Source organism: Phytopseudomonas straminea (assembly GCF_900112645.1).
Classification (GTDB): domain Bacteria; phylum Pseudomonadota; class Gammaproteobacteria; order Pseudomonadales; family Pseudomonadaceae; genus Aquipseudomonas; species Aquipseudomonas straminea.
Window position 1 is genome coordinate 429,990 of sequence record NZ_FOMO01000004.1, and the last position, 25,718, is coordinate 455,707.

The 25,718-nt window shown below is 63.0% G+C and carries 28 protein-coding genes; 11 read left to right on the forward strand and 17 right to left on the reverse strand.

Annotation, left to right across the window (positions count from 1 at the left end; all coding sequences use genetic code 11):
* Nucleotides 1-133: 133 nt before the first annotated feature.
* A complete protein-coding gene (gene recN / locus BM279_RS12490; RefSeq protein ID WP_093504149.1) occupies nt 134-1,807 on the forward strand; it encodes a DNA repair protein RecN in 1,674 nt (557 codons plus the stop codon).
* Between the two features lie 81 nt (nt 1,808-1,888).
* Here the strand turns inward: recN and fur are convergent, their stop codons facing one another.
* Nucleotides 1,889-2,296 (reverse strand): ferric iron uptake transcriptional regulator, encoded by a 408-nt coding sequence (fur, locus tag BM279_RS12495; RefSeq protein ID WP_093504150.1) that lies wholly within the window; start codon nt 2,294-2,296, stop codon nt 1,889-1,891.
* 96 nt (nt 2,297-2,392) lie between these two features.
* On the opposite strand from fur, the gene BM279_RS12500 reads away from it, so the two are divergent.
* On the forward strand, nt 2,393-2,902 hold the full coding sequence (locus BM279_RS12500) for an outer membrane protein assembly factor BamE (RefSeq protein WP_027903629.1): 510 nt from the start codon (nt 2,393-2,395) through the stop codon (nt 2,900-2,902).
* A gap of 74 nt (nt 2,903-2,976) precedes the next feature.
* Here the strand turns inward: BM279_RS12500 and BM279_RS12505 are convergent, their stop codons facing one another.
* Together BM279_RS12505 and BM279_RS12510 are read right to left on the reverse strand one after the other, a co-directional pair.
* The gene (locus tag BM279_RS12505; protein ID WP_093504151.1) at nt 2,977-3,297 is read right to left on the reverse strand and encodes an RnfH family protein; all 321 of its coding nucleotides are present in this window, start codon (nt 3,295-3,297) and stop codon (nt 2,977-2,979) included.
* On the reverse strand, nt 3,287-3,724 hold the full coding sequence (locus BM279_RS12510) for a type II toxin-antitoxin system RatA family toxin (protein WP_093504152.1): 438 nt from the start codon (nt 3,722-3,724) through the stop codon (nt 3,287-3,289). The genes BM279_RS12505 and BM279_RS12510 overlap by 11 nt, the downstream gene beginning before the upstream one ends.
* A 201-nt stretch (nt 3,725-3,925) precedes the next feature.
* Here BM279_RS12510 and smpB point away from each other — a divergent pair, with 201 nt between their 5' ends.
* Nucleotides 3,926-4,408, forward strand: coding sequence for an SsrA-binding protein SmpB (gene smpB, locus BM279_RS12515; RefSeq protein ID WP_013792693.1), 483 nt, complete (start codon nt 3,926-3,928; stop codon nt 4,406-4,408).
* A gap of 78 nt (nt 4,409-4,486) precedes the next feature.
* On the opposite strand, the gene BM279_RS12520 is transcribed toward smpB, so the two are convergent.
* Nucleotides 4,487-5,254: a GntR family transcriptional regulator gene (locus BM279_RS12520; RefSeq protein WP_093504153.1), complete on the reverse strand. Its 768-nt coding sequence runs from the start codon at nt 5,252-5,254 to the stop codon at nt 4,487-4,489.
* A 296-nt stretch (nt 5,255-5,550) separates the two neighbouring features.
* Between BM279_RS12520 and BM279_RS12525 the strand changes: the two genes are divergently transcribed.
* The 6 genes from BM279_RS12525 (at nt 5,551) to BM279_RS12550 (ending at nt 12,097) form a co-directional block, all read left to right on the forward strand.
* Complete coding sequence (locus tag BM279_RS12525) at nt 5,551-7,236, forward strand: lactate permease LctP family transporter (RefSeq protein ID WP_093504154.1); 1,686 nt, start codon at nt 5,551-5,553, stop codon at nt 7,234-7,236.
* A 155-nt stretch (nt 7,237-7,391) separates the two neighbouring features.
* A complete protein-coding gene (gene lldD, locus BM279_RS12530; RefSeq protein ID WP_093504155.1) occupies nt 7,392-8,531 on the forward strand; it encodes an FMN-dependent L-lactate dehydrogenase LldD in 1,140 nt (379 codons plus the stop codon).
* A gap of 1 nt (nt 8,532) precedes the next feature.
* Nucleotides 8,533-10,239, forward strand: coding sequence for a D-lactate dehydrogenase (dld, locus tag BM279_RS12535; protein WP_093504156.1), 1,707 nt, complete (start codon nt 8,533-8,535; stop codon nt 10,237-10,239).
* 322 nt (nt 10,240-10,561) lie between these two features.
* The gene (locus BM279_RS12540; RefSeq protein ID WP_027903635.1) at nt 10,562-11,041 is read left to right on the forward strand and encodes an Lrp/AsnC family transcriptional regulator; all 480 of its coding nucleotides are present in this window, start codon (nt 10,562-10,564) and stop codon (nt 11,039-11,041) included.
* A 391-nt stretch (nt 11,042-11,432) separates the two neighbouring features.
* The gene (locus tag BM279_RS12545) at nt 11,433-11,636 is read left to right on the forward strand and encodes a DUF2788 domain-containing protein (RefSeq protein WP_093504157.1); all 204 of its coding nucleotides are present in this window, start codon (nt 11,433-11,435) and stop codon (nt 11,634-11,636) included.
* A gap of 62 nt (nt 11,637-11,698) precedes the next feature.
* Nucleotides 11,699-12,097, forward strand: a complete 399-nt coding sequence (locus tag BM279_RS12550; protein WP_093504158.1) for a globin — start codon at nt 11,699-11,701, stop codon at nt 12,095-12,097.
* Between the two features lie 10 nt (nt 12,098-12,107).
* Here BM279_RS12550 and BM279_RS12555 read toward each other — a convergent pair whose 3' ends face one another.
* Together BM279_RS12555 and BM279_RS12560 are read right to left on the reverse strand one after the other, a co-directional pair.
* A complete protein-coding gene (locus BM279_RS12555) occupies nt 12,108-12,716 on the reverse strand; it encodes a pseudouridine synthase (protein ID WP_093504159.1) in 609 nt (202 codons plus the stop codon).
* Between the two features lie 85 nt (nt 12,717-12,801).
* Entirely contained in the window at nt 12,802-13,728 is a 927-nt protein-coding gene (locus tag BM279_RS12560; protein WP_093504160.1) for a LysR family transcriptional regulator, read from the reverse strand.
* 126 nt (nt 13,729-13,854) lie between these two features.
* Between BM279_RS12560 and BM279_RS12565 the strand changes: the two genes are divergently transcribed.
* Together BM279_RS12565 and lipA are read left to right on the forward strand one after the other, a co-directional pair.
* Entirely contained in the window at nt 13,855-14,250 is a 396-nt protein-coding gene (locus BM279_RS12565) for a RidA family protein (RefSeq protein WP_093504161.1), read from the forward strand.
* Between the two features lie 127 nt (nt 14,251-14,377).
* Nucleotides 14,378-15,430 (forward strand): lipoyl synthase, encoded by a 1,053-nt coding sequence (gene lipA, locus BM279_RS12570; RefSeq protein ID WP_013792704.1) that lies wholly within the window; start codon nt 14,378-14,380, stop codon nt 15,428-15,430.
* Nucleotides 15,431-15,493: 63 nt separating this feature from the next.
* On the opposite strand, the gene lipB is transcribed toward lipA, so the two are convergent.
* The 11 genes from lipB to BM279_RS12625 form a co-directional block, all read right to left on the reverse strand.
* A complete protein-coding gene (gene lipB / locus BM279_RS12575) occupies nt 15,494-16,117 on the reverse strand; it encodes a lipoyl(octanoyl) transferase LipB (protein ID WP_093504162.1) in 624 nt (207 codons plus the stop codon).
* Entirely contained in the window at nt 16,117-16,395 is a 279-nt protein-coding gene (locus tag BM279_RS12580) for a DUF493 domain-containing protein (protein ID WP_093504163.1), read from the reverse strand. The genes lipB and BM279_RS12580 overlap by 1 nt, the downstream gene beginning before the upstream one ends.
* A 68-nt stretch (nt 16,396-16,463) precedes the next feature.
* Nucleotides 16,464-17,639: a D-alanyl-D-alanine carboxypeptidase family protein gene (locus BM279_RS12585; RefSeq protein ID WP_093504164.1), complete on the reverse strand. Its 1,176-nt coding sequence runs from the start codon at nt 17,637-17,639 to the stop codon at nt 16,464-16,466.
* A 131-nt stretch (nt 17,640-17,770) separates the two neighbouring features.
* Nucleotides 17,771-18,784 carry a septal ring lytic transglycosylase RlpA family protein gene (locus tag BM279_RS12590; RefSeq protein WP_093504165.1) on the reverse strand — a complete coding sequence of 338 codons (1,014 nt, stop codon included), beginning with the start codon at nt 18,782-18,784 and terminating at the stop codon, nt 17,771-17,773.
* Nucleotides 18,781-19,794 (reverse strand): lytic murein transglycosylase B, encoded by a 1,014-nt coding sequence (mltB, locus tag BM279_RS12595; RefSeq protein ID WP_093504285.1) that lies wholly within the window; start codon nt 19,792-19,794, stop codon nt 18,781-18,783. The genes BM279_RS12590 and mltB overlap by 4 nt, the downstream gene beginning before the upstream one ends.
* Before the next feature lie 17 nt (nt 19,795-19,811).
* Nucleotides 19,812-20,957: a rod shape-determining protein RodA gene (gene rodA / locus BM279_RS12600; protein WP_093504287.1), complete on the reverse strand. Its 1,146-nt coding sequence runs from the start codon at nt 20,955-20,957 to the stop codon at nt 19,812-19,814.
* Between the two features lie 2 nt (nt 20,958-20,959).
* Complete coding sequence (gene mrdA, locus BM279_RS12605) at nt 20,960-22,864, reverse strand: penicillin-binding protein 2 (RefSeq protein ID WP_093504166.1); 1,905 nt, start codon at nt 22,862-22,864, stop codon at nt 20,960-20,962.
* Between the two features lie 12 nt (nt 22,865-22,876).
* The gene (gene rlmH, locus BM279_RS12610; protein ID WP_013792712.1) at nt 22,877-23,344 is read right to left on the reverse strand and encodes a 23S rRNA (pseudouridine(1915)-N(3))-methyltransferase RlmH; all 468 of its coding nucleotides are present in this window, start codon (nt 23,342-23,344) and stop codon (nt 22,877-22,879) included.
* Between the two features lie 9 nt (nt 23,345-23,353).
* Nucleotides 23,354-23,713 carry a ribosome silencing factor gene (rsfS, locus tag BM279_RS12615; protein ID WP_027903646.1) on the reverse strand — a complete coding sequence of 120 codons (360 nt, stop codon included), beginning with the start codon at nt 23,711-23,713 and terminating at the stop codon, nt 23,354-23,356.
* Between the two features lie 42 nt (nt 23,714-23,755).
* A complete protein-coding gene (gene nadD, locus BM279_RS12620) occupies nt 23,756-24,400 on the reverse strand; it encodes a nicotinate-nucleotide adenylyltransferase (RefSeq protein ID WP_093504167.1) in 645 nt (214 codons plus the stop codon).
* Complete coding sequence (locus BM279_RS12625; protein WP_093504168.1) at nt 24,400-25,665, reverse strand: glutamate-5-semialdehyde dehydrogenase; 1,266 nt, start codon at nt 25,663-25,665, stop codon at nt 24,400-24,402. The genes nadD and BM279_RS12625 overlap by 1 nt, the downstream gene beginning before the upstream one ends.
* Nucleotides 25,666-25,718 lie beyond the last annotated feature (53 nt).

The following is a 25,718-nucleotide window of genomic DNA, read 5'->3' on the forward strand; positions in this document are numbered from 1 at the left end:
CTGCCGCCTATATAAGGATGATTTGTAGGGTTTCAAGGGCCACTACCACTTTCCGGCAGCCAGTCGTCAGCGTATTGCCACCTCATCGCAAACCACTGTATAAATAACCAGAACAACCCTGAGAGGCCTCGCCATGCTGGTGCACCTGTCCGTCCACAATTACGCCATCGTCGAACACCTGGATCTGGAACTGGACCGGGGCATGAGCGTCATCAGCGGCGAAACCGGCGCCGGCAAGTCGATCATGCTCGACGCCCTCGGCCTGACTCTGGGCGATCGCGCCGACAGCGGCGTGGTTCGCCCAGGCGCCGACAAGGCGGACATACTGGCCAGCTTCGACCTCGCCGACATCCCCGAAGCCCACGCCTGGCTCGCCGAGCGCGACCTGGATAACGACGGGCCGTGCATCCTGCGCCGGGTGATCACCGCCGAAGGCCGCTCGCGCGGTTACATCAACGGCACGCCCTGCCCGCTCGGCGACCTCAAGGCACTGGGCGAGCTGCTGATCGACATTCACAGCCAGCACGAGCACCAGTCGCTGCTCAAGACCGACACCCACCGCCGGCTGCTCGACGAATACGCCGGCGCCCAGGAGCTGGCCCGCCAGGTCCAGCTGGCCGCGCAGCGCTGGAAGCAGACCCGCAGTGAACTCGAACGCGTGACCTCCCAGGGCGACGAGCAGCGCGCCCGCCATCAGTTGCTCAGCTATCAGCTCGAAGAACTTGAGAACCTTGGTTTGGGTGACAACGAACTGGAGCAACTGGAGCAGGATCACAAGGCGCTGACCAATGCCGAGAGCCTGCTCAGCGCCTGCCGCCAGGTGATCGATCAGTGCAGCGAAAGCGATGCCGGCAACGTACTGTCGGTGCTCACTGCCAGCCTCAACCGCCTTAGCGGCCTGCAAGGCCAGCCGGGCGCCCTGAACGAAGCCACCAACCTGCTGGCCAGCGCGCAGATCCAGATCGAGGAAGCAGTGGGCGAGCTCAACCGTTTTCTCGACCACTTCGACGCCGACCCTGGGCGCCAGCAACAACTCGAAGAACGCCTGGACACCATCTATACCCTGGCGCGTAAACACCGCATCCACCCCAGCGAACTGCCCGCCATGCAGCAGCAGTTGTTCGACGAACTGGAAAGTCTCAATGCCGACGACCAGGCCGCCGAGCGCCTGGGCGAAGAGCTTGCCGCCTACGGTCGTCACTACCAGGAAAAGGCGGCCGAACTCAGCGCCAAGCGCCAGAAGGCCGCTAGCAAACTGGGCAAGGCGGTTGAAAAGGAAATGCAGACCCTGGGCATGCCAGGCGGACGCTTCAGTATTCAGCTGCAGCCCATCGAAGGCGGCGAGCCAAATGCCAATGGCCTGGAACAGGTCGAGTTTCTGGTCAGCGCCAACCCTGGGCAACCGATCAAGGCACTGGCCAAGGTCGCCTCGGGCGGTGAACTGTCGCGCATCAGCCTGGCCATCCAGGTGATCACCGCGCAAACCTCACGGGTTCCGACCCTGGTGTTCGACGAGGTGGACGTGGGCATTGGCGGCCCGACCGCCGAAGTGGTCGGCCAGCTGTTGCGCCGCCTCGGCGAGCGCGGTCAGGTGCTGACCGTCACCCACCTGCCTCAGGTCGCCGCCCAGGGCCACCAGCACCTGTTCGTCCACAAGGTGCGTGGCAACAACGCCACCCGTACGGCGGTCAGCAAGCTCGGCGAAGCCCAGCGTATCGAGGAAGTCGCACGCATGTTGGGCGGCATCGATCTCACCGACGAATCCCTGGCTCACGCCCGTAAACTGGTCAGCAACGCCCAGAGCTGACGCCCCACAGACATCTGCAGAAAACATTTCCTGCAGGCATGAAAAAGGCGACCTAAGTCGCCTTTTTTGTCAACCGAACGCTTATTTAGCGGTACGGCGTACGTAAAGCACCAGATTGTGGTCCACCAGCTCGAAACCGTGCTCACGAACGATTTCCTTCTGGCGTTTCTCGATCTCGGCGTCGAAGAATTCGATCACGTCGCCGGAGTCCACGCACACCATGTGATCGTGGTGACCACCGTCAGCCAGCTCGAACACGGCATGGCCGCCATCGAAGTTATGGCGCACCACCAGGCCGGCCGCTTCGAACTGGGTCAGTACGCGGTAGACGGTCGCCAAACCGACATCCTCGCCCGCATCCATCAGCGACTTGTAGACATCTTCGGCGCTCATGTGACGCTGCTCGGCAGAGTCCAGCATCTGCAGGATTTTGACCCGTGGCAGGGTTACTTTCAGGCCAGCTTTGCGCAGTTCGCTATTTTCAACCATGGTCTGCTTTCTCGCGGAAGCGCTTCGCAGCTTCCCTTATTGCGGGTATGATCGGGGTTTACGTTGCCCAGCCAAGATAGTGGAAGACGCCCACCGATGCAAAAAACCAGACTCCTGCTGACCAGCCTCACCTTCATGGGGCTCATCGCACTCGCCGGTTGCTCATTCCCCGGGGTTTATAAAATCGACATCCAACAGGGCAATGTCGTCACGCAGGACATGATAGACCAGTTGCGCCCCGGAATGACCCGGCGCCAAGTGCGGTTTATCATGGGTAACCCACTGATCACGGATACCTTCCACGCCAACCGCTGGGATTATCTGTACAGCATGCAGGCCGGCGGCAGCCAGCGTCAGCAGGAGCGTGTAACGCTCAACTTCGACGGCAACGACCAGTTGGTCAGCCTGTCCGGCGACTTCATGCCAGGCACCAGCCGCGACGACCAGATTCTCGGCCGCGATGGCGCCCCGACACAGGCACCGACTCAGCAACAAGATGAGCCAGCCGCACCAGGCTCGGTACTCGAGCAGATCCAGCGTGACGTCGACAACGTCGAAACCGTACCGGTACCGACACCGGAACCGCTGGAAACCTCGCCGCAGTGAGCTCGCGAGCAGCGCACAACGAAAAGCCCCGGCAAATGCCGGGGCTTTTCATTACCGCCTGGAAATCTGGAAGCTCAACGCTGGTCAGCATTCCTCGCCCGCTCAGCGGCCTGGGCGGCGCGGCGTTTGCGCACCTCTTTCGGATCAGCGAGCAGAGGCCGGTAGATTTCCACACGATCGCCCTCCTCCAGACGCTGCGTCTCGGGCGACGTAACGATCTTGCCGAATATTCCCAGTGGCGCCGCAGCCAGATCCAGCCCGGCAAAGTGCGCCTGCAAGCCGGATTGCAAGGCGGCCTCGCGCACCGTGGCGCCGACAGGCAAACGCAGACTGATCAACATCTGCCGATCCGGCGCGGCGAAAACCACCTCCACCGACAACTGATTACTGACCATGCAGTTCCTTGGCCCGCTGGCAGAAGGCGTCGACCATGGTGTTGGCCGCCTGATTGAACAGCGGGCCGAGGGTTGCGCGCATGATCGGGCCGGCGTAGTCAAAGGTCAGGTCCAGGCTGATTTTACAGGCCTTGTCGCCCAATGCCTTGAAGGTCCACTGACCGTGCAGATGCTCGAACGGGCCATCTTCCAGGTTCAGCTCGATGGACTGCCCCGGCACCAGCACATTGCGCGTGGTGAAGCGCTGGCTCAAACCAGCCTTGGCCACTTCCAGGCTGGCGACCATGTGCGTATCGCTGGCCTCGACGACCTCGCTTGACGCACACCAGGGCAGGAACTCGGGATAGCGCTCAACATCATTGACCAGGTCGTAGAGAGCCTGGGCCGGATACGGAAGCAAGGCCGAGCGCTGGATGTGAGTACTCATAACGATTGAATTTCCACGGTTGACGACATCGCAGCAGCGCGATGTCTCGGGCTGATGCTCTTACTAAAGACATCAACCCGAGGCGAGTATCCCAATATTGTCGGGGATTCGCCTTGAGGGCTCAAGCGGACAGCTGCCGCAGTGCTTTTAGCACGCGCACGCATGGCGCACCGTCACATGACTCCCTATAATGCGCCGCCTATGGCTAAACAAAAGAAACATCCGCAAGGCAGCATCGCCCAGAACAAGAAGGCGATGCACGACTATTTCGTGGAGTCCCGCTTCGAGGCCGGCCTGGCGCTGGCCGGCTGGGAAGTGAAGAGCCTGCGTGCCGGCAAGGCTCAATTGGTCGACAGTTACGTCCTGCTCAAGGACGACGAAGCCTGGCTGATGGGCTGCCACATCACGCCGCTGAAAACCGCCAGCACCCACGTCATCGCCGATCCGACGCGCACGCGCAAGCTGTTGCTCAATCGTCGCGAGCTGGAAAAGCTGTTCGGCGCCGTGCAGCAGAAGGGCCACACCTGCGTGGCGCTGTCTCTGTACTGGAAACAGCATCTGGTCAAATGCGAAATCGCCCTGGCCAAGGGCAAGAAGGATTTCGACAAGCGCCACACCGAGAAAGAGCGCGACGCCGATCGCGAAGTGCAGCGCGCCATGCGCAGCAAGGGCAAGGACGAGTAAGCACTGCGGTTCGATAGCGAACCGCAGCGCGCTCCAACCCCTTACATCTCGCCTTTCCAGGCAACTCCGACCGACTGACTACAGCCCCTGGCGCCGTTGCGCACGCTGCTCACGGGCTTCCTGCTGAACAACGTCCGCCAAGACCTCCTGCACATAATCGATATGCTGATTGGACAGCGCCCGCGCATCCTCGGCACGACCCTGCATGATCGCCTCGTATAGAGCACGATGCTGGGCGTTAAGCATGCCGCGGGTCTCGCCGCGCAGGGCATACATGCCACCGATGTTGGTGACCACGTTGCGCTTGAGCAGATCGAACAGACCGCGAATGGTGTGCAGTAGCACAGCGTTATGGCTGGCCTCGGCGATGGCCAGGTGGAAATTGGCGTCCGCCACACCCTCCTCGGCACGGGTCACCTCACCTGCGCGGCCGTAGCAATCCTGTAGCCGCTCAAAGGCTTCAGTGAGACGCCGGCGATCCACATCGGTAGCGCGCAGTGCCGCGTAATAGGCGCAGGAGCCTTCCAGGGTATGGCGAAATTCGAGCAGGTCGCGCTGGGCGTCGGCGCTGCTTTCCAGCAGGTGCATCAGCGGGTCGCTAAAGGTCGAGCCAAGGTTCTCGCATACATATGTACCGCCGCCCTGACGGCTGCTGAGCAACCCCTTGGTCGCCAGCTTCTGGATAGCCTCACGCAACGAAGGCCGTGACACACCGAACTGTTCGGCGAGCACCCGCTCGGCTGGCAGGCGCTCACCGGCCTTGAGCGTGCCTTCGAGGATCATTGCTTCCAGGCGCTCGACGATATCGTCGGACAGACGCCTTTGGCGCAGCGGACCGAAATTCATTGCTTCAACATCCCACACCACCCCGAAAACGGCGCCAGATCGCCTGGCGGCCGAAAATCCATGCAGCCTACCCAGTGACCTCTATCGCCACAAGCACGGCTCCCTTCACCACTCCTCAGACCAAAGTCGAAACAGCGCAAATTGACGCACCCGAGCAAAAGAAATTATTCTGGCGCTTGCCACTTGTAAATTGGTCTTACCAATAATAACAACCCGTTCGCAAAACTGCTCTGCATTCGGTGAATCACCAGCAGCTCGCGATCAGGCGATACCAACAACAATCAGCGAGCCTCCCCATGCAAACATGGCAACAGTTCTACACACCGCTCGGCAGCCTTGGCCTGTCCGCACTAGCGGCCGTGATCCCCATCGTTTTCTTCTTTCTCGCCCTCGCCGTATTCCGCCTCAAGGGGCATTTAGCGGGTAGCATCACTCTGGCGCTGTCGATCATCATCGCCATCGCTGCCTTCGGCATGCCGGTGGACATGGCCCTGGCCGCCGCCGGCTATGGCTTCGCCTACGGCCTGTGGCCGATCGCCTGGATCATCGTCGCGGCAGTGTTCCTCTACAAACTGACCGTCAAGAGCGGCCAGTTCGAAGTCATCCGCAGCTCGGTGCTTTCGATCACCGATGACCAGCGCCTGCAGGTACTGCTGATCGGCTTCTCGTTCGGTGCTTTCCTGGAAGGCGCAGCGGGCTTCGGCGCACCGGTGGCAATCACCGCCGCCCTACTCGTCGGCCTTGGTTTCAACCCGCTCTATGCAGCCGGCCTGTGCCTGATCGCCAACACCGCCCCGGTGGCGTTCGGCGCCCTGGGCATCCCGATCATCGTCGCCGGCCAGGTCACGGGTATCGACGCTTTCAAGATCGGCGCCATGACAGGTCGCCAGCTGCCCATCCTGTCGATCATCGTGCCGTTCTGGCTGGTGGCGATGATGGACGGCTGGAAAGGCATCCGCGAAACCTGGCCGGCTGCGCTGGTGGCTGGCGTGAGCTTCGCCATCACCCAGTACTACACCTCCAACTACATCGGCCCTGAGCTGCCGGACATCACCTCGGCGCTGGTCAGCCTGGTATGCCTGACCCTGTTCCTCAAGGTCTGGCAGCCCAAGCGCGCTGCCGACAGCCAGGTCGCCGGCACCTCCGGTGGCGCTGCGGTAGCCGGCGGCTTTGGCGGTGTGCGCAGCACCACACCGTCGCCCTACAGCTTCGCGCAGATCCTCAAGGCCTGGTCGCCCTTCCTGATTCTCACCGCCATGGTCACCGTCTGGACGCTGAAACCCTTCAAGGCGCTATTCGCCCCAGGCGGCGCTCTGGATCACCTGGTGTTCATGGTGCCGATCCCGCATCTGGATCAGCTGGTGGTCAAGGTCGCCCCCATCGTCGCCAACCCGACGCCGATCGCTGCCGTATTCAAGCTCGATCCGATCTCGGCGACCGGCACTGCGATTTTCTTCTCTGCTGTCCTGTCGATGCTGATTCTGAAGATCAACCTTAAAATTGGTCTGACCACCTTTAAGGAAACCTTCTACGAACTGCGCTGGCCCATCCTGTCCATCGGTATGGTGCTGGCATTCGCCTTCGTCACCAACTACTCCGGCATGTCGACTACCCTTGCCCTGGTGCTGGCTGGAACCGGCGCGGCCTTCCCGTTCTTCTCGCCGTTCCTCGGCTGGCTGGGCGTGTTCCTGACCGGCTCGGATACCTCGTCCAACGCACTCTTCAGCTCGCTGCAAGCCACCACGGCACATCAGATCGGTGTCAGCGACACCCTGCTGGTGGCGGCGAACACCAGCGGCGGGGTAACCGGCAAGATGATCTCGCCGCAATCGATCGCCGTAGCCTGCGCCGCGACCGGCATGGTCGGCAAGGAATCCGACCTGTTCCGCTTCACCCTCAAGCACAGCCTGATCTTCGCCACCTTCGTCGGCCTGATCACCTTGACGCAGGCTTACTGGCTGACCGGCATGCTGGTGCATTGAGGTACGAGCAGCTGCGCGTCGGCCCTGCGGCCACGCGCACTTGAATACAAACGCAGCGCCCTGCCCCGGGCGTGCTACACACCCAAAGCCCGCGACAGTGTCCGGGCTTTGTAGCTGCCGCGGCAACGCGCCAGCCCAGACTCGGAATAGAGCCCATGATCATTTCTGCCTCCACCGATTACCGCGCTGCTGCCCAGCGGCGCCTGCCGCCGTTTCTGTTCCACTACATCGATGGCGGCGCCTATGCCGAGTACACCCTCAAGCGCAACGTCGAAGACCTGGCAGGTATCGCCCTGCGCCAGCGCGTGCTGAAGAACATGGCCGAGCTGAGCCTGGAAACGAAGCTGTTCGGCGAGACCCTGTCGATGCCGGTGGCCCTGGCACCGGTCGGCCTGACCGGCATGTATGCGCGCCGCGGTGAAGTGCAGGCCGCCAAGGCAGCGGCGGACAAGGGCATCCCCTTTACCCTGTCGACCGTGTCGGTGTGCCCGATCGAAGAGGTCGCACCAGCGATCAGCCGGCCGATGTGGTTCCAGCTGTATGTACTGAAAGACCGCGGATTCATGAAGAACGCCCTGGAGCGCGCCAAGGCCGCGGGCGTGACCACCCTGGTGTTCACTGTGGACATGCCCACGCCCGGTGCCCGCTACCGTGACGCCCACTCCGGCATGAGCGGGCCGAACGCTGCCATGCGCCGCATGCTGCAGGCTTTCACGCACCCGGCTTGGGCCTGGGACGTGGGCGTCATGGGCAAGCCCCATGATTTGGGCAACATCTCCACTTACCGAGGCAACCCGACTGGGCTGGCCGATTACATCGGCTGGCTGGGTGCCAACTTCGACCCGTCGATTTCCTGGAAGGATCTGGAGTGGATTCGTGAGTTCTGGGACGGCCCGATGGTCATCAAGGGTATTCTCGATGCCGAGGATGCGCGCGACGCGGTCAAGTTCGGCGCCGACGGCATCGTGGTCTCCAACCACGGCGGTCGTCAGCTCGATGGTGTTCTTTCCAGCGCCCGCGCGCTGCCGGCCATTGCCGACGCAGTGAAGGGTGACCTGAAGATTCTCGCCGACTCCGGCATCCGCAGCGGCCTCGACGTGGTGCGCATGATCGCCTTGGGCGCCGACACGGTGATGCTCGGTCGCGCCTTCGTGTATGCCCTGGCTGCTGCGGGTGGTGCCGGGGTGAGCAACCTGCTGAGCCTGATCGACAAGGAAATGCGCGTGGCCATGGTGCTGACCGGCGCTAGGTCCATCGACCAGATCAGTGCAGATTCACTGGTTCGGGAGCTCTGAGATGATCAGCCGCGACGCACTGCTAAAACAGCTACGCGACGCCGTTGGCCGCGACCATGTGCTCACCGACGCGCAAAGCACCCGGCGCTTTCGCAAGGGCCACCGTACCGGCGAGGGCAACGTGCTGGCGGTGGTGCGCCCCGGCACCCTGCTGGAACAGTGGCGGGTGCTTGAGGCCGCCGTTGCCGCCGACCGTATTGTCATCATGCAGGCGGCCAACACCGGCCTGACCGGCGGCTCGACGCCGGACGGTAACGATTACGACCGCGAAATCGTGCTGATCAACACCCTGCGTATCAGCGGCGTACAGCTGATCAACGACGGCGCGCAGGTGATATGCCTGCCCGGCGCCACCCTCGACCGCCTGGAGCAGGCCCTAGCGCCCCTGGGCCGCGAGCCGCACTCGGTGATCGGCTCGTCGTGCATCGGCGCGTCGGTGCTCGGCGGCGTGTGCAACAATTCCGGAGGTTCGCTGGTACGCCGTGGGCCGGCCTACACCGAGCTCGCGCTCTATGCCCAGGTGAGAGCCGATGGCTCCCTGGAGCTGGTCAACCACCTGGGTATCGACCTGGGCAACAGCCCCGAGGAAATCCTCACGCGCCTGCAGCGCGGCGACTACGGCCCGCACCAGGTCAGCAACGAGGCAGCTGGCAAAGCCTCGGACCAGCGTTACGGCGAGCACGTACGCGATGTCGACGCCGACACGCCGGCACGTTTCAATGCCGACCCATCACGGCTGTTCGAAGCCTCGGGCTCGGCTGGCAAGCTGTGCCTGTTCGCCGTGCGCCTGGACACCTTCCCCAAGGAGCCGAGTACGGTCTTCTACATCGGCACCAACGCCGCGGACGACCTGACCGAGGTACGCCGCCACCTGCTCAACCAGCTGCCGAGCCTGCCGATCGCCGGTGAATACATTCACCGCACCGCTTTCGATATCGGCGAGAAATATGGCAAGGACACTTTTCTGCTGATCGACCGCTTCGGCACCGCCAGAGTGCCGGCTGCCTTCGCCATGAAAAGCCGGGTCGACGGCTTCTTCGAGCGCTTCGGCCTGCGCGGCGTCAGCGACCGCATCATCCAGCTGGCCATGAATCTGCTGCCCAGCCACCTGCCGGCGCGCATGCGCGATTACCGCGAGCGTTTCGAGCATCACCTGATGATTCGCGTGGCCAACGACAGCCTGGAAGAAACCAGGCGTTTTCTAGCCGAGTACTTCGGCAGCGCCAGCACCGGAGCCTTTTTCGAGTGCGACGCCGACGAAGGCCGCAAGGCCTTTCTGCATCGTTTTGCCATTGCCGGCGCGGCGATTCGCTACCGTGAGGCGCACCCCGGCAGCGTCGAGGACATCCTCGCTCTGGATATCGCCCTGCGCCGCAACGACCGTGACTGGGTGGAAACGCTACCGGCGCACATGGAGGCGCAGATCATCCACAAGCTTTACTACGGGCACTTCTTCTGCCACGTGTTCCACCAGGACTACATCGTCAAGAAGGGCGTCGATCCGATCGCCATGGAGCACGCGATGTGGAAGCTGCTCGACGAGCGCCGCGCCGAGTACCCGGCCGAGCACAACGTGGGCCATCTCTACGTCGCCAAACCGGCCCTGGCGGACTTCTACCGCGAGCTGGACCCGACCAATGCCTTCAACCCGGGCATCGGCCAGACGTCCAAGAAGAAGCACTGGGTATCCTGCTGCAAGAATCACTGAGGCACGAAAAGAAGAAAGGGGAGACCTCTCGGCCTCCCCTCTCGTAGATGTCCTGTGCTGGCAATTCTGTCGCCGCTTTCGTCGCCCGCCTGGTTGGGCAGTGCGGACCCGGGTGCCGTGACGACCCGGTAGGGTCGGCGGCGCCAGCTCCCCTGATTGGGCGAGCCGGGTGGACGTGTCGTCCGGGCCGTGAAACTGAGGTAAAGACTACGCCCACGGCCGTGAAGAAAGATTGCTAACATTGCTAATCAGATAACCAATTGCGCAATAATAAATCGATTAACAAACCAAAACAGCAATCTGATAACGAAATCGGTTAACCATGAACAAACTCGATCGCTACGACCTGAATATTCTCGCCGAATTGCAGCGCGACGCGACGCTATCCAATCAGGAACTGGCCGAGCGTATCGGCCTGTCGCCCTCGCCTTGCTCACGCCGCGTCAAACAACTGCAGGATGACGGTTACATCACTGGCCAGGTCGCGCTGCTCGACCGCCGCCAACTGGGGCTCACCCTGACCGCCTATGTACTGATCGGCATGGATCGCCATACGCCCGAACGCTTCGAGCACTTCCAGGAAGAGATCCGCAAATGCCCGGAAGTGCTGGAATGCTGCCTGGTTACCGGGATGGACGCCGACTACCAGCTCAAGGTGGTGGTGCCGGACATGGACCATTACCAGAAGCTGCTGCTCGGCACCCTGACCCGGATCGATGGCGTGTCCAGCGTACGCTCAAGCTTCGTGCTGCAGCAGATCCTCTCCAGCACCCAGCTGCCGCTGCAGCACCTGCGCGGCTAAGTGGCGGGAGTAGCCGTTCTCGTAAACGTGTAGGAGGGGCGCTTTAGCCCCGAGCTCTATGTTTGCCTCAATAAAAAACTCGCGGCTAAAGCCGCTCCCACGAGATCGCTGAAAGTCAGGACGTAGGGTGGATGACGCTTTTTTCGTCCACCATTGTGGTTTTGGAGCGGTGGACGCGTCGGGCCGCGTAGGTGAAGCGTCGTCCCCCCTTTGCAGAGACAGTCCGCTTTTGCCTTGTAGCTACCGCTTCAGGCGCATAAAGATCGTGAACAGGTTCTAAGACCATCGGGCAACTACGCCTACTGGCCAGCAACGCTGTAATATCCACACCTTTGTTGTGCCTTGCCGCCCGACCCTGGGCGGCAGCCGATGGATCGCCGCCGAGGTCAGGATGGAACCCGAGTTTTTCGAAGAGCTGATGATGACCCTGCTAGTAGGCGGCCTGGTGCTGTTCATGGCGTTCATCGTCTGGGACCTGGCGAAAAAGTCCCGCGCCGGCCGCTTTGGCACCTTCATTCTGTTCTTCGCCCTGGGCCTGGGCGTGCTCGGCTTTGTCATCAAGAGCCTAGTCATCGCTGGCCTGGAAAGCGTCTGAAACCACCAAAAAGAATCGCGGCGCCCGCCGCATTGCCTTGTCTGCTGCCCATGGAGAAACACATGAACGCCACCGATCGCGTCATGCAAAGTTACGGACGCTGCTGTGCCAGCCCGGCCTTTTTCGACGATTTCTACCGGCACTTCCTCGCCAGCTCACCGGCCGTGCGCGAGAAGTTCGTCAATACCGACATGGCCGCGCAGAAGTTGCTGCTGCGCCAGGGCATTCTCAACCTGGTGATGCACGCCCGCGGTATGCCGGACACCAAATTGCGCGCCCTGGGCTGCACCCACGCACGCAGCGCCATGGATATTCGCCCCGAGCTCTACGATCTGTGGCTGGAGGCGCTGCTCAAGACCATCATCGAGCACGACAGGGAAGCTGACGCAGCCACCCAGCAAGGCTGGCGCGAAGTGCTGATCAAGGGCATCAGCGTGATCAAGGCCGGCTACAACGGCTAAGCCGCCCGGTTCAATCGAGGCGCGGCGACAGGTCGCGCCACTCCCCCGGCTGCAGGCCATCCAGGGACCAGGGCCCGATGCGCACGCGCACCAGGCGCAGGGTCGGCAAGCCGACCGCTGCCGTCATGCGCCGCACCTGGCGGTTACGGCCTTCGCGAATCACCAGCTCCAACCAGCTGGTGGGCACGCTCTTGCGAAAGCGCACCGGCGGATTGCGTGGCCACAGCTCGGGCTCATCCAATTGCCGCGCCTCGGCAGGCAACGTCGGCCCATCGTTGAGCTGCACGCCGTCGCGTAACTGCTTCAGCTGTTCCGCGCTGGGCTCGCCTTCTACCTGCACCCAATAAGTCTTGGCCAGCTTGTGCTTGGGGTCGGCGATCTTCGCCTGCAACTGCCCATCATTGGTGAGCAGCAGCAAACCTTCGCTGTCGCGATCCAGCCGACCAGCCGGATACACGCCGGGCACGGCGACGAAATCCTTGAGCGTGGCGCGGCCCTGGTCGTCATTGAACTGGGTCAGCACATCGAACGGCTTGTTCAGCACGATCAGCCGCGGCTCGGCGGGCGGGGCCTTGGCCACTCGGTAGGGACGCGATGCGGGGCGTTTGGGTCGAGACATGCGACGAACATCATGGCGAAACGGGCATGCAGTTTACCGCAACGCCGCCGCTATCCGCGGCACAGGATCGCCTCTGCCCGGTCGTTCAGCGGTCGCTGCGGTCGATCACCGGCGCATGCAGCGCCATGAGCTCGACGATCCACTCGATGAACACCCGCAGCTTGGCGCTAACGTGACGGTTGGGCGGATAGGCGATGTACATGGGCATCGGCTCGAACTGCCAATCCGTGAACACCTCGACCAGCTCGCCGCGCTGCACATGCTCATCGGCCATGTAAGTGGGTAGCCAGAGTACGCCCAAGCCGGCCAGGCCGGCGGCCTGATAGGCATTACCGTCATCCACGGCCAGCACGTAGCGACCTTCCACCTCCAGGCGTTCGTCGCCGCGTTGCATGCGGTAAGCAAACAGCTTGCCGGTCCGCGCCCGCTTGAAGCCGACGATACGGTGATGGCTGTCGACCAGCTGCTGTGGGTGCAGCGGCGTACCGCAGCGCTGCAGGTAATCCGGCGCGGCATAGACGCCGGAACGCAGGTCGCCGACGCGGCGAGCCATCAGTGACTGATCGGTGATCTCCCCGCCGCGGATCACGCAATCGACGTTCTCGCCGAGCAGGTCGACGAGGCGATCACTGGCGCCGAGATCGAGCTGGATATCCGGATAGCGGGCATAAAAGGCCGGCAGCGAGGGCACCAGGATCATCCGCGCGAATGGGCTCGGCACGTCGATACGCAGGCGCCCGCGGGGTTGGCTACTGGCATCGGACAGACTGGTCTCGGCGTCGTCCATGTCGGCGAGCAGGCGCACCACACGCTCGTAATAGGCAGCGCCATCGGCTGTAACGGCAACCTTGCGGGTAGTGCGATTCAGCAGGCGCACACGCAAACGCGCCTCGAGCTGCTGCACCAGCTGGGTCACGCTGGTCTTGCTCATGTGCAGGGTATCGGCTGCCTTGGTGAAGCTGCCTGACTCCACCACCCGGGCGAAGGCGCGCATCGCATCGAATCGGTCCATCCGCTCAACCACTGATTGTTTGGGATTTACAAACAGTGTTGAACGAACTGGCCGGTTTATCCAGCGCCCGAGCCTTTCTAAAGTGAATCCATCACTTGAACGGGCCAAAGGCCCAGAGGAGACGACATGACAACGCGCGAGGTGGTTTTCCCCGCCGGCCGCCAGGCCCTCTACGAACGCAACCGCTACTCACCGGCTGTACGCTCCAACGGCCTGCTGTTCGTATCCGGCCAGGTGGGCAGCCGCCCGGACGGCTCACCCGAGCCGGATCTCAAGGCCCAGGTTCGTCTGGCCTTCGAGAATCTCAATGCGGTGCTCAGGGCCGCCGATTGCAGCTTCGACGACGTGGTCGACGTGACGGTATTCATCGTCAACCCCGAAGAGCGCTTCGAGACCATCTGGGAAGTGGTGCCCGACTATTGGGGCGACGCGCCTTTCCCGAACATCACCTGCGTGGGCGTGACCTGGCTGTATGGCTTCCAGTTCGAGATCAAGGTGATCGCCAAGCTGCCGGACACCTGATCGCCGCCCGAGGCGGCTCCACAGGGGCAGACGGTCGGGCGCTTGCCGCCGCGCGCTGTGATACACTGCGCGGCGGTCAAAAGCTGCCCCTCCGCCACCGCAGCCCCTACCGGAGCCGAGATTTTCGATGTCCGATACTGCCCCCCCGAAGCCCATCGCCAGCGGCGAAAAATTCCGCACTGCACAGGGTATTACCGCCATCAAGGACGGTCAGAAGCGCCGCGCCTCGACCGAAGCAAAGGTGTACGAGCCCAAGCCGAGCTGGTTGCGGGTCAAGGCGCCGGGCGGCAGCCGTTTCGAAGCGGTCAAGCGTAACGTTGGCGAGCATCGCCTGAGCACCGTCTGCCAGGAATCGCACTGCCCGAACATGGGCGAGTGCTGGTCCAATGGCACGGCGACCATCATGCTGATGGGCTCGGTGTGCACCCGCGCCTGCCGCTTCTGTGCAGTGGACACCGGCAACCCGAACGGCTGGCTGGACAAGGAAGAGCCACAGAACACCGCCAAATCGGTAGAGCTGATGGCCCTGCGCTACATCGTGCTGACCTCGGTGGACCGCGACGACCTGCCCGACGGTGGCGCCGCGCATTACGCGGCCTGCGTCCAGGCGATCAAGGCCAACACCCCGCAGGTGGTGGTCGAAGCCCTGACGCCGGACTTCGACGGCGACCTGGCGTGCATCGAGCGCGTAGTGGATTCGGGCCTCGAGGTGTTCGCCCAGAACGTCGAGACCGTCAACCGTCTGACCCGTGAAGTGCGCGATCCGCGCGCGGGTTACCGCAAAACGCTCGACGTGCTGGCCCACGCCAAGCGCCATCGTCCCGACGTGCTCACCAAGACCAGCCTGATGCTCGGTCTCGGCGAGACCGATGACGAAGTGTTCGAAGCCATGCAGGACATGCGCGCCGTGGGCGTCGACATCCTTACCCTCGGCCAGTACCTGCAGCCGACCCGTAACCACCTTCCGGTCAAGCGCTGGGTGAGCCCGGACGAATTCAATCGCTTCCGCGACATCGGCCTGCAGATGGGCTTCATGGAAGTGGCAGCCGGCCCGCTGGTGCGCTCCAGCTACCGTGCCGACAAGGTGTTCGAGAAGAACAATCTGGGCCTGGCTGCACCGGTTCCGGTGCCGGGCCAGCAGGTCGACAACAGCCTGATCCCCGCGCTGAACGTCAACTGATCACGTTCTACCGGACGAACAAAAAAGGGACGCCTCGGCGTCCCTTTTTTGTTGCTTACCGTATTAAACGTAGCCCAAGCACTGACGTAGCACCTGCTCAAGGCGCTTGGCGACCTCATCGAAGGCAGGCGGCGTCGCCACCAGATCCTTCAACTGGGTCATCTTCAAGCCGGCATAGCCGCACGGGTTGATGCGCCCGAAAGGCGTCATGTCCATGTCGACGTTGAGCGCCAGGCCGTGGAACGAGCAGCCGCGGCGCACCCGCAGCCCCAGCGAGGCGATCTTGTCACCGCCCACGTAAACGCCCGGCGCATCAGCCTTGGGCGCTGCCTCGACGCCATAGCCCGCCAGTACCTCGACCAGTGCCTGCTCCATCAGCGTGACCAGTTCACGCACGCCCAGATCGAGGCGACGCAAATCCAGCATCAGGTAGCCGACCAGTTGGCCGGGGCCGTGAAAGGTCACCTGCCCGCCGCGCTCGACCTGCACCACCGGAATGTCGCCGGGTGCCAGCAGGTGCTCGGGCTTGCCAGCCTGCCCCTGGGTGAACACCTGCGGGTGCTGCAACAGCCAGATCTCGTCGGGCGTGGCTTCATCTCGCTCGGCGGTCAGCGTGCGCATGGCCTCCAGGGTTGGCAGATAGTCCACCAGCCCGAGATGGCGCACGATCAGTTCGGCTGCAGCCACTACAGCACCATGTGCACGCGGCCGGTGGCACGCAGGTCGACATGAATGGCTTCCAGCTGCTCGACACCGGTGGCGGTGATCAGCACCTGCACGGAGAGAAAGCGGCCCTTGCTGCTGTCGCGCGTGACCAGAGTGCCGGCGTCGAAGTCGGGCGCGTGGCGCTGCATCACTTCGATCACCATGTCGGTGAACCCGTCGCCAGCTTCACCGATCACCTTGATCGGATAGTTCTTGCAGGGGAATTCGATTTTCGGGGCTTGTACGTCGGTGTCGGTCATGATGTTCCCGGATCCAAAATGAAACGCCCTCGGTTCGAGGGCGTTCATCACAACATGGGGGCAAGCTGTCAGTTAAACAACCCGTAGAAGAACAGGCGGATGCTATCCCACAGCTGACGGAAGAAACCACCCTCCTCAACCGCCTCCAGCGCCACCAGGTCGGCGCTGTGCACCACCTGATCACCCATCTTCACTTCTACTTTGCCGATCACGTCGCCCTTGGCGATGGGCGCGGTGATCTGCTGGTTGAGAGTCATACTCGCCTGCAGCCTCTCCAGCTGGCCTTTGGGCAACGTGAGGGTCAGGTCCTGCGCCAGACCGGCCTTGACCTGGGAGGTCTGGCCTTTCCACACAGGCGCCTGAGCCAGCTCGGTGCCCTTCTGGTAGAAGGTACGGGTTTCGAAGAAACGGAAACCGTAGGTCAGCAGCTTCTGGGTTTCGGCAGCACGAGCGCTTTCGCTGTCGGTGCCGAATACCGAGGTGATCATCCGCGCGCCGTCACGTACGGCCGAGGCTACCAGGCAGAAACCGGCTTCCTGGGTGTGGCCGGTTTTCAGACCGTCGACGGTGCGGTCGCGCCACAGCAGCAGGTTGCGGTTGGGCTGCTTGATGTTGTTCCACAGAAACTCTTTCTGCGAGTAGATGGCGTAGTGCTCGGCATCTTCGTTGATGATCGCGCGCGCGAGAATCGCCATGTCATGAGCACTGGAGTAGTGCTCAGGGTTCGGCAGGCCGGTGGCGTTCATGAAGTGGCTGTTCTTCATGCCCAGACGCTCGGCAGTGGCGTTCATCATGTCGGCGAAGGCGTCTTCACTGCCGGCGATGTGCTCGGCGATGGCGATGCTGGCGTCGTTGCCGGACTGAATGATCACACCGTGCAGCAGCTCGCCGACGGTGGCCTGACTGTTCACCGGCAGGAACATGGTCGAGCCACCGGAAGCCGCACCACCTGTACGCCAGGCGTGCTCGCTGATGGTGACCTTGTCCTGCTCGCTGATCTTGCCGTTGCGGATTTCCAGCGTGGCAATGTAGGCGGTCATCAGCTTGGTCAGGCTGGCCGGCGGCAGACGCTCGTCACCGTTGTTCTCGACCAGGATGTTGCCACTGGCGCCGTCCATCAGCACGTAGGACTTGGCTGCCAGTTGGGGTGGAGCCGGCAGCGGCGCCTGGTTTGCCCAGGCACTGGAAGCGCCGAGCAAAGTAAGTGACAGGAAGATGCGTTGCGCGAAGCTGGTGATTTTCATCCGTCTCTCTAGATCGCTGGAAGGTGGAACAGGCCCTTGCGGGTAAATGTGCAACGTGGCCGCCACATCGCAGCGAGCCACTGCTTAGTCAGGCGGCGAGCCATTTAGTTGCTCGCCAGAGGGCTATGCCCTCACTCCGCCTTGACCAGGGTCGCCTGGCCGAGGTTGGCGACGCGGATGCTGTCACGCACCCGGTCAGCCTCGCCCTGGCTGCTGATCGGTCCCAGCCGCACGCGGTGCAGTATCTGCTGGTTGCGCGCCACTGAGTTGATGAATACCGGCGCACTCACCGTTTGGCTCAGCTTGTCCTTCAGGAGCTCCGCAGCGTCGGGATTGGCGAAAGCTCCAACTTGGAGATACAGGCCAGACGCTGCGGCTGAACCGTTTTTTTTTGAGTCGATCTGCACCGGTACGGTGGCGGCGGCATGCTGCTGCGGTGGTGGCGAGTACTGCTCGACCGGCGCGCTAGCCAGTTTCAACTGCTCCACCTGAGCGCCCTGCACCTGGGCCATCTTAGGCTGCGCCATCATCATCGGCACCGGGCGCCCCTGCTGGGCCCACCACTCGGTCGGGTCGATGCCTTCGACGCGCACCTGGGCAGTGCCCTTCTCGGCATACCCGAGCTTCTTGGCGGCGGCGAAGGACAGGTCGATGATCCGGTCGGAATAGAACGGCCCACGGTCGTTGACGCGCAGGATCACGCTCTTGCCATTCTCCAGGTTGGTCACCCGCACATAGCTGGGCAGCGGCAAGGTCTTGTGCGCCGCGGTCATACCGTACAGGTCGTAGGCTTCACCATTGGCGGTGGCCTGACCATGGAACTTGGTGCCGTACCACGACGCCGGGCCGGTCGCCACGTAGCGACGGGCGTCGGTAAGCGGGTAATACTGCTTGCCGAACACGACATAGGGGCTGGCCTTGACCGGGCCGTAGTGAGGCATCGGCACGGCGTCCTGGATCTTCGAGACGTCGACGTCCCACCAGGGCGCGCCGTCCTTGTGCGGACGGTTGAAATCATCCGGGCCGGACATCGAGCTGCCCGCCTGGGTTGGCGACGAGCTGCTCGGCGCCCGGCTGGAAGAACAACTGGCCAGCAGCAAAACAGCGATGCCGCAGGCGGCCAGCTTGAACGGCAAGCGTGTCATTGATTGGCACCTCGGGCCTGAACCAGCAACTCGGACAACTGATTGACCGCCATGGCGTACATCACGCTGCGGTTGTAGCGAGTAATGACGAAGAAATTCGGCTGACCAATCCAGTACTCGGGGCCTTCGGCGCCGTCGAGACGAAAGGCGGTGACCGGAAGATCGTCGGCAAGCGCATCTTGGCTCGACCAGCCAAGGGCGCGCAGCTCGCCAACCGTCTTGTCCGGATCGAGCCCCGCACTCAGGCCCTGATCGACATGCTCGCCCTTGACCTTGGCCGGGGTTGCCACCGGCTGCCCCGGCTGCCAGTTATGGCGTTTGAAGTAGCTGGCCACGCTGCCGATGGCGTCAGTCGGATCGCTCCAGATGTTGATGTGGCCATCGCCATCGAAGTCCACGGCGTAGGCGCGGAAACTGCTCGGCATGAACTGCGGCAGCCCCATGGCGCCGGCGTAGGAACCCTTGAGGCTGGCCGGGTCGACCTGCTCCTCACGAGTCAGCATCAGGTATTCGCGCAACTCCTTGCGGAAGAACGGCGCGCGCGGTGGGTAATCGAAGGCCAGGGTCGACAGCGCGTCGATCACTCGGTAGTTGCCGGTATTGCCACCATAGGAGGTTTCCACGCCGATGATGGCAACGATGATCTGCGCCGGTACACCGTATTCCTTCTCGGCACGCGCCAGAGCTTCGGCATGCTCGTTCCAGAACGCCACGCCCTTGTTGATGCGTGCGTCGGTGATGAAGATCGGCCGGTATTCGCTCCACGGCTTGACCCGCTCGGCGGGCCGCGAGATGGCATCGATGATCGGTTGCTTGCGTTCCACATCGGCGAACAGAGCGGTCAGTTGTTCGCTGGCGAAGCCGTAGTCACGGGTCATCTCGGTGATGAACTCGCCCACGTCCGGGGAGTTCGCGTATTCGCCGGCAGCCATCGCCTGAGGCGCTCCGAGCAGGCCGGCGACTGCCAGCCAGTGTGCATGTCGTGCGGCCCAGCCACGCAGAATCTGCATTGAATTCATAACCCCAATCATGCCTGAGCGATCCACTTGCGATGCGTGTGGATGGACATCAGGATTCCGAAACTCGACAACAACGTAATCAGTGACGTGCCGCCATAACTGATGAACGGCAGCGGTACCCCCACTACCGGCAACAAACCGCTGACCATGCCGATATTGATGAACACATAAACGAAGAAGGTCATGGTCAAACCGCCGGCAAGCAGCTTACCGAACAGCGTCTGCGCTTGCACGGTAATCACCAGACCGCGCGCAATCAACAGGCTGTACAACAGCAGCAACAGACAGACACCAATCAGGCCGAATTCTTCGGCCAGAACGGCAATGATAAAGTCCGTGTGGCTTTCCGGCAAAAAGTCCAGGTGCGACTGGGTGCCGAGCAGCCAGCCCTTGCCGAACACGCCGCCGGAGCCGATCGCAGCCTTGGACTGGATGATGTTCCAGCCGGCGCCCAGCGGATCGCTTTCCGGATTCATGAAGGTCAGTACCCGGCGCTTCTGGTAGTCATGCATCACGAAGAACCACATCGCCACGGCAATCGGCGCCACCGCTGCCACAGCCCCAGCGATCCAGCGCCACTGCAGACCGGCCATGAACAGCACGAAGGCGCCCGAGGCAAGAATCAAAAGCGAAGTACCGAGGTCCGGCTGCAGCAGAATCAGCACGAACGGCGTGACCACCAGGCCCAGGCTCACCGACACGTGCTTGAGGCTCGGCGGCAAGGTGCGTTTGGACAGGTACCAGGCCATGGTCGCCGGCATCAGGATCTTCATGAATTCCGAGGGCTGGAAGCGAATCACACCGGGGATGTTGATCCACCGCGTGGCACCCATGGCGTTGTGGCCCATGACGTCCACCACCACCAGCAGACCAACCCCGCACAGGTAACCCAGCGGCACCCAGCGGGCCATGAAGCGCGGCTCGAACTGGGCGATGATCACCATCGCCACCAGGCCGATACCGAAGGATGAAGCCTGTTTCATCAGCAGGTCGACGTTCTTGCCGCTGGCCGAATAGAGGACGAACAGGCTGCCAGTGGCGAGCAGCAACAACAGCAGCAGCAAGATGCCATCGATGTGCATGCGCTGCAGCAGGCTGGAGCGCCGCCGCAAAACGTCTTCGCTGGACAGCGTACGGTCGAAGCTGCCGGTCAGGCTCATGGTTGCTTCACCTCTGCGTTGAGTGGCGCCGCGGCACCGGGCTTGGCGTACTCGGCCTTGAGCTGGCCGTTTTCGTCGAGAAGCCAGGCGTCCATTACCTGCTTGACCAGCGGTGCACCGACCCCGGAGCCGGACTCGCCATTCTCGACCATCACCGACACCACGATCTGTGGATTGTCCGCCGGCGCGAAACCGACGAACAGGGCGTGGTCACGGTGGCGTTCCTGTACCTTGCTGCGGTCGTACTTCTCGCCCTGCTTGATCGCGACCACCTGGGCGGTACCGCTCTTGCCGGCGATCCGGTAGGCGGCGGTGTCGCCGACCTTGCGCGCCGTACCACGAGCGCCGTGCATCACCGACTCCATACCCTGTCGCGCGTAATCCCAATATTTGGGATCGCGCAGCACGATATCCGGCATCGGATTCGGATCCTGGGGCGGGCTGCCGTCGATGGTGCGCGCCAAGTGCGGACGAATCCACTTGCCCTTGTTGGCTACCAACGCGGTGGCCTGGGCCAACTGCAGCGGCGTGGCCTGCATGTATCCCTGTCCAATGCCGAGAATCAGCGTCTCTCCCGGGTACCATCCCTGACGATAGCGGGCGCGCTTCCACTCCCGCGACGGCATCAGGCCGGCGGTTTCCTCGAACATGTCCAGCGACACGCGCTGGCCGATGCCGAAACGGCTCAGGTAGTCATGCAGGCGATCAATGCCCATCTTGTGGGCCAGATCGTAGAAGTAGGTGTCGTTGGACCGCATGATCGCCGTGTTCATGTCCACCCAGCCATCGCCGGTGCGATTCCAGTTACGGTACTTGTGGCTGTTGTTGGGCAACTGATAGTAGCCGGGGTCGAACACCCGTGTACTCGGCGTTACCACGCCGGCATCCAGCCCCGATACGGCAACCATTGGCTTGATGGTCGAACCTGGCGGATACAGGCCGCGCAACACGCGATTGTAGAGCGGTCGGTCGATGGAGTCGCGCAGCTCGGCGTATGCCTTGAAACTGATACCGGTCACGAAGGGGTTGGGGTCGAAACTCGGCTGACTGACCATCGCCAGCACTTCACCGGTCTGCGGCTGGATCGCCACCACTGCACCACGGCGTCCGCCCAGGGCCTTCTCGGCGACTTCCTGCAGATGCACGTCGAGCGTCAGCGTCACGTCTCGACCGGGCAGTGGGTCGGTGCGGTTGAGCACCCGCAGCACGCGACCACGGGCGTTGGTTTCGACTTCTTCGTAACCGACCTTGCCGTGCAGCTCGTCTTCGTAGAAGCGTTCGATACCGGTCTTGCCGATATGGTGAGTGCCGCTGTATTCGACCGGATCGAGCTCCTTGAGCTCTTTCTCGTTGATGCGCCCCACATAGCCGACCGAGTGGGCAAAGTGCTCGCGCTGCGGATAGTGGCGCACCAGCTGGGCGACCACCTCGACGCCGGGCAGACGGAACTGATTCACCGCCAGGCGGGCGATCTGCTCCTCGCTAAGTTCGAACAGCACCGGCACCGGCTCGAATGGCCGCCGCCCTTGCCTGACGCGGCGCTCGAACAGCTCGCGATCCTCGGGGGCAAGCTCCAGCACCTCGACGATCACGTCCAGCACCTTCTCCCAGTCGCCGGCGCGCTCGCGGGTCAGGGTCAGGCTGAAGCTGGGCCGGTTGTCGGCGATGATCACCCCGTTGCGGTCGTAGATCAGCCCACGGTTGGGCGGGATCGGCTGCACGTGGATGCGGTTGTTTTCCGCCAGAGTGGAGTGGTACTCGTACTGGATCACCTGCAGGTAATACATGCGGGCGATCAGCACCAGGGTCAGCACCAGAAATACCGAGCCGCCGACCAGCGCGCGCTTGCGAATCAGGCGCGCGTCCTTCTCGTGATCTTTTAGACGGATCGGCTGGGGCATCGGGACCGCTGACTACTTGTGATAAGGGTGACCGGACAACACCGTCCAGGCACGATAAATCTGTTCGCCGACCAGTATCCGTACCAGCGGGTGGGGCAAGGTCAGCGGCGACAGCGACCAGCGCTGTTCGCTACGCGCCATCACTTCCGGCGCCAGGCCTTCGGGGCCGCCGACCATCAGGTTGACCGTGCGCGAATCGAGCCGCCACTTGTCCAGCTCGACCGCCAACTGCTCGGTGCTCCAGGGTCGCCCTTCGACTTCCAGGGTGACGATGCGTTCCCCGGGCTGCACCTTCGCCAGCATGGCCTCACCTTCCTGACGGATCATCCGCGCCACGTCGGCATTCTTGCCACGCGTGGTCAGGGGAATTTCCACCAGTTCCAGGGAAAGCTCGGACGGCATGCGCTTGGCATATTCCTGCCAGCCGTCCTCGACCCAGCGCGGCATGCGCGAGCCGACCGCGATCAGTTTGATGCGCACGCGAATGCCTTACTCGCGCTCACCGCCCTGCTGGGCACGGCTCTGCTCGGCGCCCTGCCACAGACGCTCCAGGTCGTAGAACTGGCGGGTGGTCGGCAGCATCACGTGAACGACGATGTCGCCCAGGTCGAGCAGGGCCCACTCGCCGCTGTCCAGGCCTTCGCTGCCGATCGGACGCACGCCCTGCTCCTTGGTCTTTTCCAGTACGTTGTCGACCAGCGACTTGACGTGGCGGCTGGAGGTGCCGCTGGCGATCACCATGTAGTCGGTGATGCTGGTCTTCTCACGCACGTCGATGGTGGTGATGTCCTGGGCCTTGATTTCTTCCAGTGCTGCGATGGCCACTTTGACCAGGTCTTCACTGTGCATGGTTTTGTCCGTCATAACGTGCTCGTTTGCCTCGTGTTCGATTCACCCACGGTAAAGTCCATGGGCGTTGATATAAGCCAGAACCGCATCGGGCACCAGAAAGTGCACCGAGCGGCCGCTCGCCAATAGCGAACGGATCTGGGTGGCAGACACCGCCAGAGGCGTCTGCCAGATGAAAGAAATCTGTCCCGCCGGCCCCTTGAGCGCCAGCGGGTCTGCCACGTTGCGCGCGGCCATCAGGTCGCGCAGCGGCTCGCTCGCCTCACTGCCGGCGTCCGGGCGCTGCAGCACCAGAATGTGGCAGTGCTGCAGCAACTCGTCCCAGCGGTGCCAGGCTGGCAAGCCGCAAAAGGCATCCCAGCCCAGAATCAGAAACAGCTGGTCATCGGCGCGCAGCTCGCCGCGCAGCGACTCCAGGGTGTCGATGCTGTACGACGGCTTGTCGCGCTTGAGTTCGCGATCATCCACCTGCAGCGGCGAGAGCCCCACCACCGCCTGCTCGACCATCGCCAGGCGATCCTGCGCCCCGACCTGCGGGGTTTCACGGTGCGGCGGCCGCGCGCTGGGGATCAGCCGCAACTCGTCCAGCGCCATGAACTCGGCCACCTCCAGCGCACCGCGCAAATGGCCGATATGCACTGGGTCGAACGTACCGCCGAGCAGCCCGATGCGCCTGGGATTTGCCATCAGGTGCGCACGTGCCCGTCGCCGAATACCACGTACTTCTCGCTGGTCAGCCCCTCGAGGCCGACCGGGCCACGGGCGTGCAGCTTGTCGGTGGAAATGCCGATCTCCGCGCCCAGGCCGTACTCGAAACCATCGGCGAAGCGCGTCGAGGCGTTGACCATCACCGAGCTGGAATCCACCTCGGTAAGGAAGCGCCGGGCGTCGCTGAAGTTTTCGGTGATGATCGCGTCGGTGTGCTGCGAACCGTATTTATTGATGTGCTCGATGGCCGCTTCCAGCGAGTCGACCACGCGGATCGCCAGGATCGGCGCGTTGTACTCGGCGTACCAGTCGTCTTCGCTGGCCTCCAGCACGTCACTGCCGAGCAGTGCGCGGGTCTGCGCATCGCCGCGCAGCTCGACGCCCTTCTCACGGTAGATGGCGGCCAGCGGCGGCAGCACCCGGGCGGCGATATCGGCATGCACCAGCAGGGTTTCCATGGCGTTGCACGGCGAGTAGCGCTGGGTCTTGGCGTTGTCGCAAACGCGGATGGCCTTGTCGAGATCGGCGGCGATATCCACATAAACGTGGCACACGCCATCCAGATGCTTGATCACCGGCACCTTGGCGTCGCGGCTGATGCGCTCGATCAGGCCCTTGCCGCCGCGCGGCACGATGACGTCGACGAATTCCGGCATGGTGATCAGCGCGCCGACGGCGGCGCGGTCAGTGGTTTCCACCACCTGCACGGCGCTGGCCGGCAAACCGGCCTCGGCCAGACCAGTCTGGATGCAGCGGGCGATGGCCTGGTTGGAATGAATGGCTTCCGAGCCGCCGCGCAGGATAGTGGCGTTGCCGGACTTCAGGCACAGGCTGGCGGCGTCGATGGTCACGTTGGGCCGCGACTCGTAGATGATGCCGATCACGCCCAGCGGCACGCGCATCTTGCCGACCTGAATGCCGGACGGCAGGTAGCGCATACCCTGGATCTCGCCAATCGGGTCCGGCAAGGTCGCGACCTGACGCAGGCCTTCGATCATGCTGTCGATGACCTTCGGCGTCAGCGCCAGGCGGTCGACCATGGCCGGCTCCAGGCCACTGGCGCGGGCGGCGGCCAGGTCCTTTTCATTGGCGGCGGTCAGCTCGTCACGCGCCGCATCGAGGGCGGCAGCGGCGGCCTGCAGGGCCTGATTCTTCTGCGCAGTGCTGGCCCGCGCGAGCACGCGCGAAGCCTGGCGGGCGGCGCGGCCCAGGCGGGTCATGTAGTCAAGCACGGACTCGGTCATGGCAACTCAGGTCGGCAGTTGGAAAAAGTTGCTGATTATAGCGGTCAAGCCGC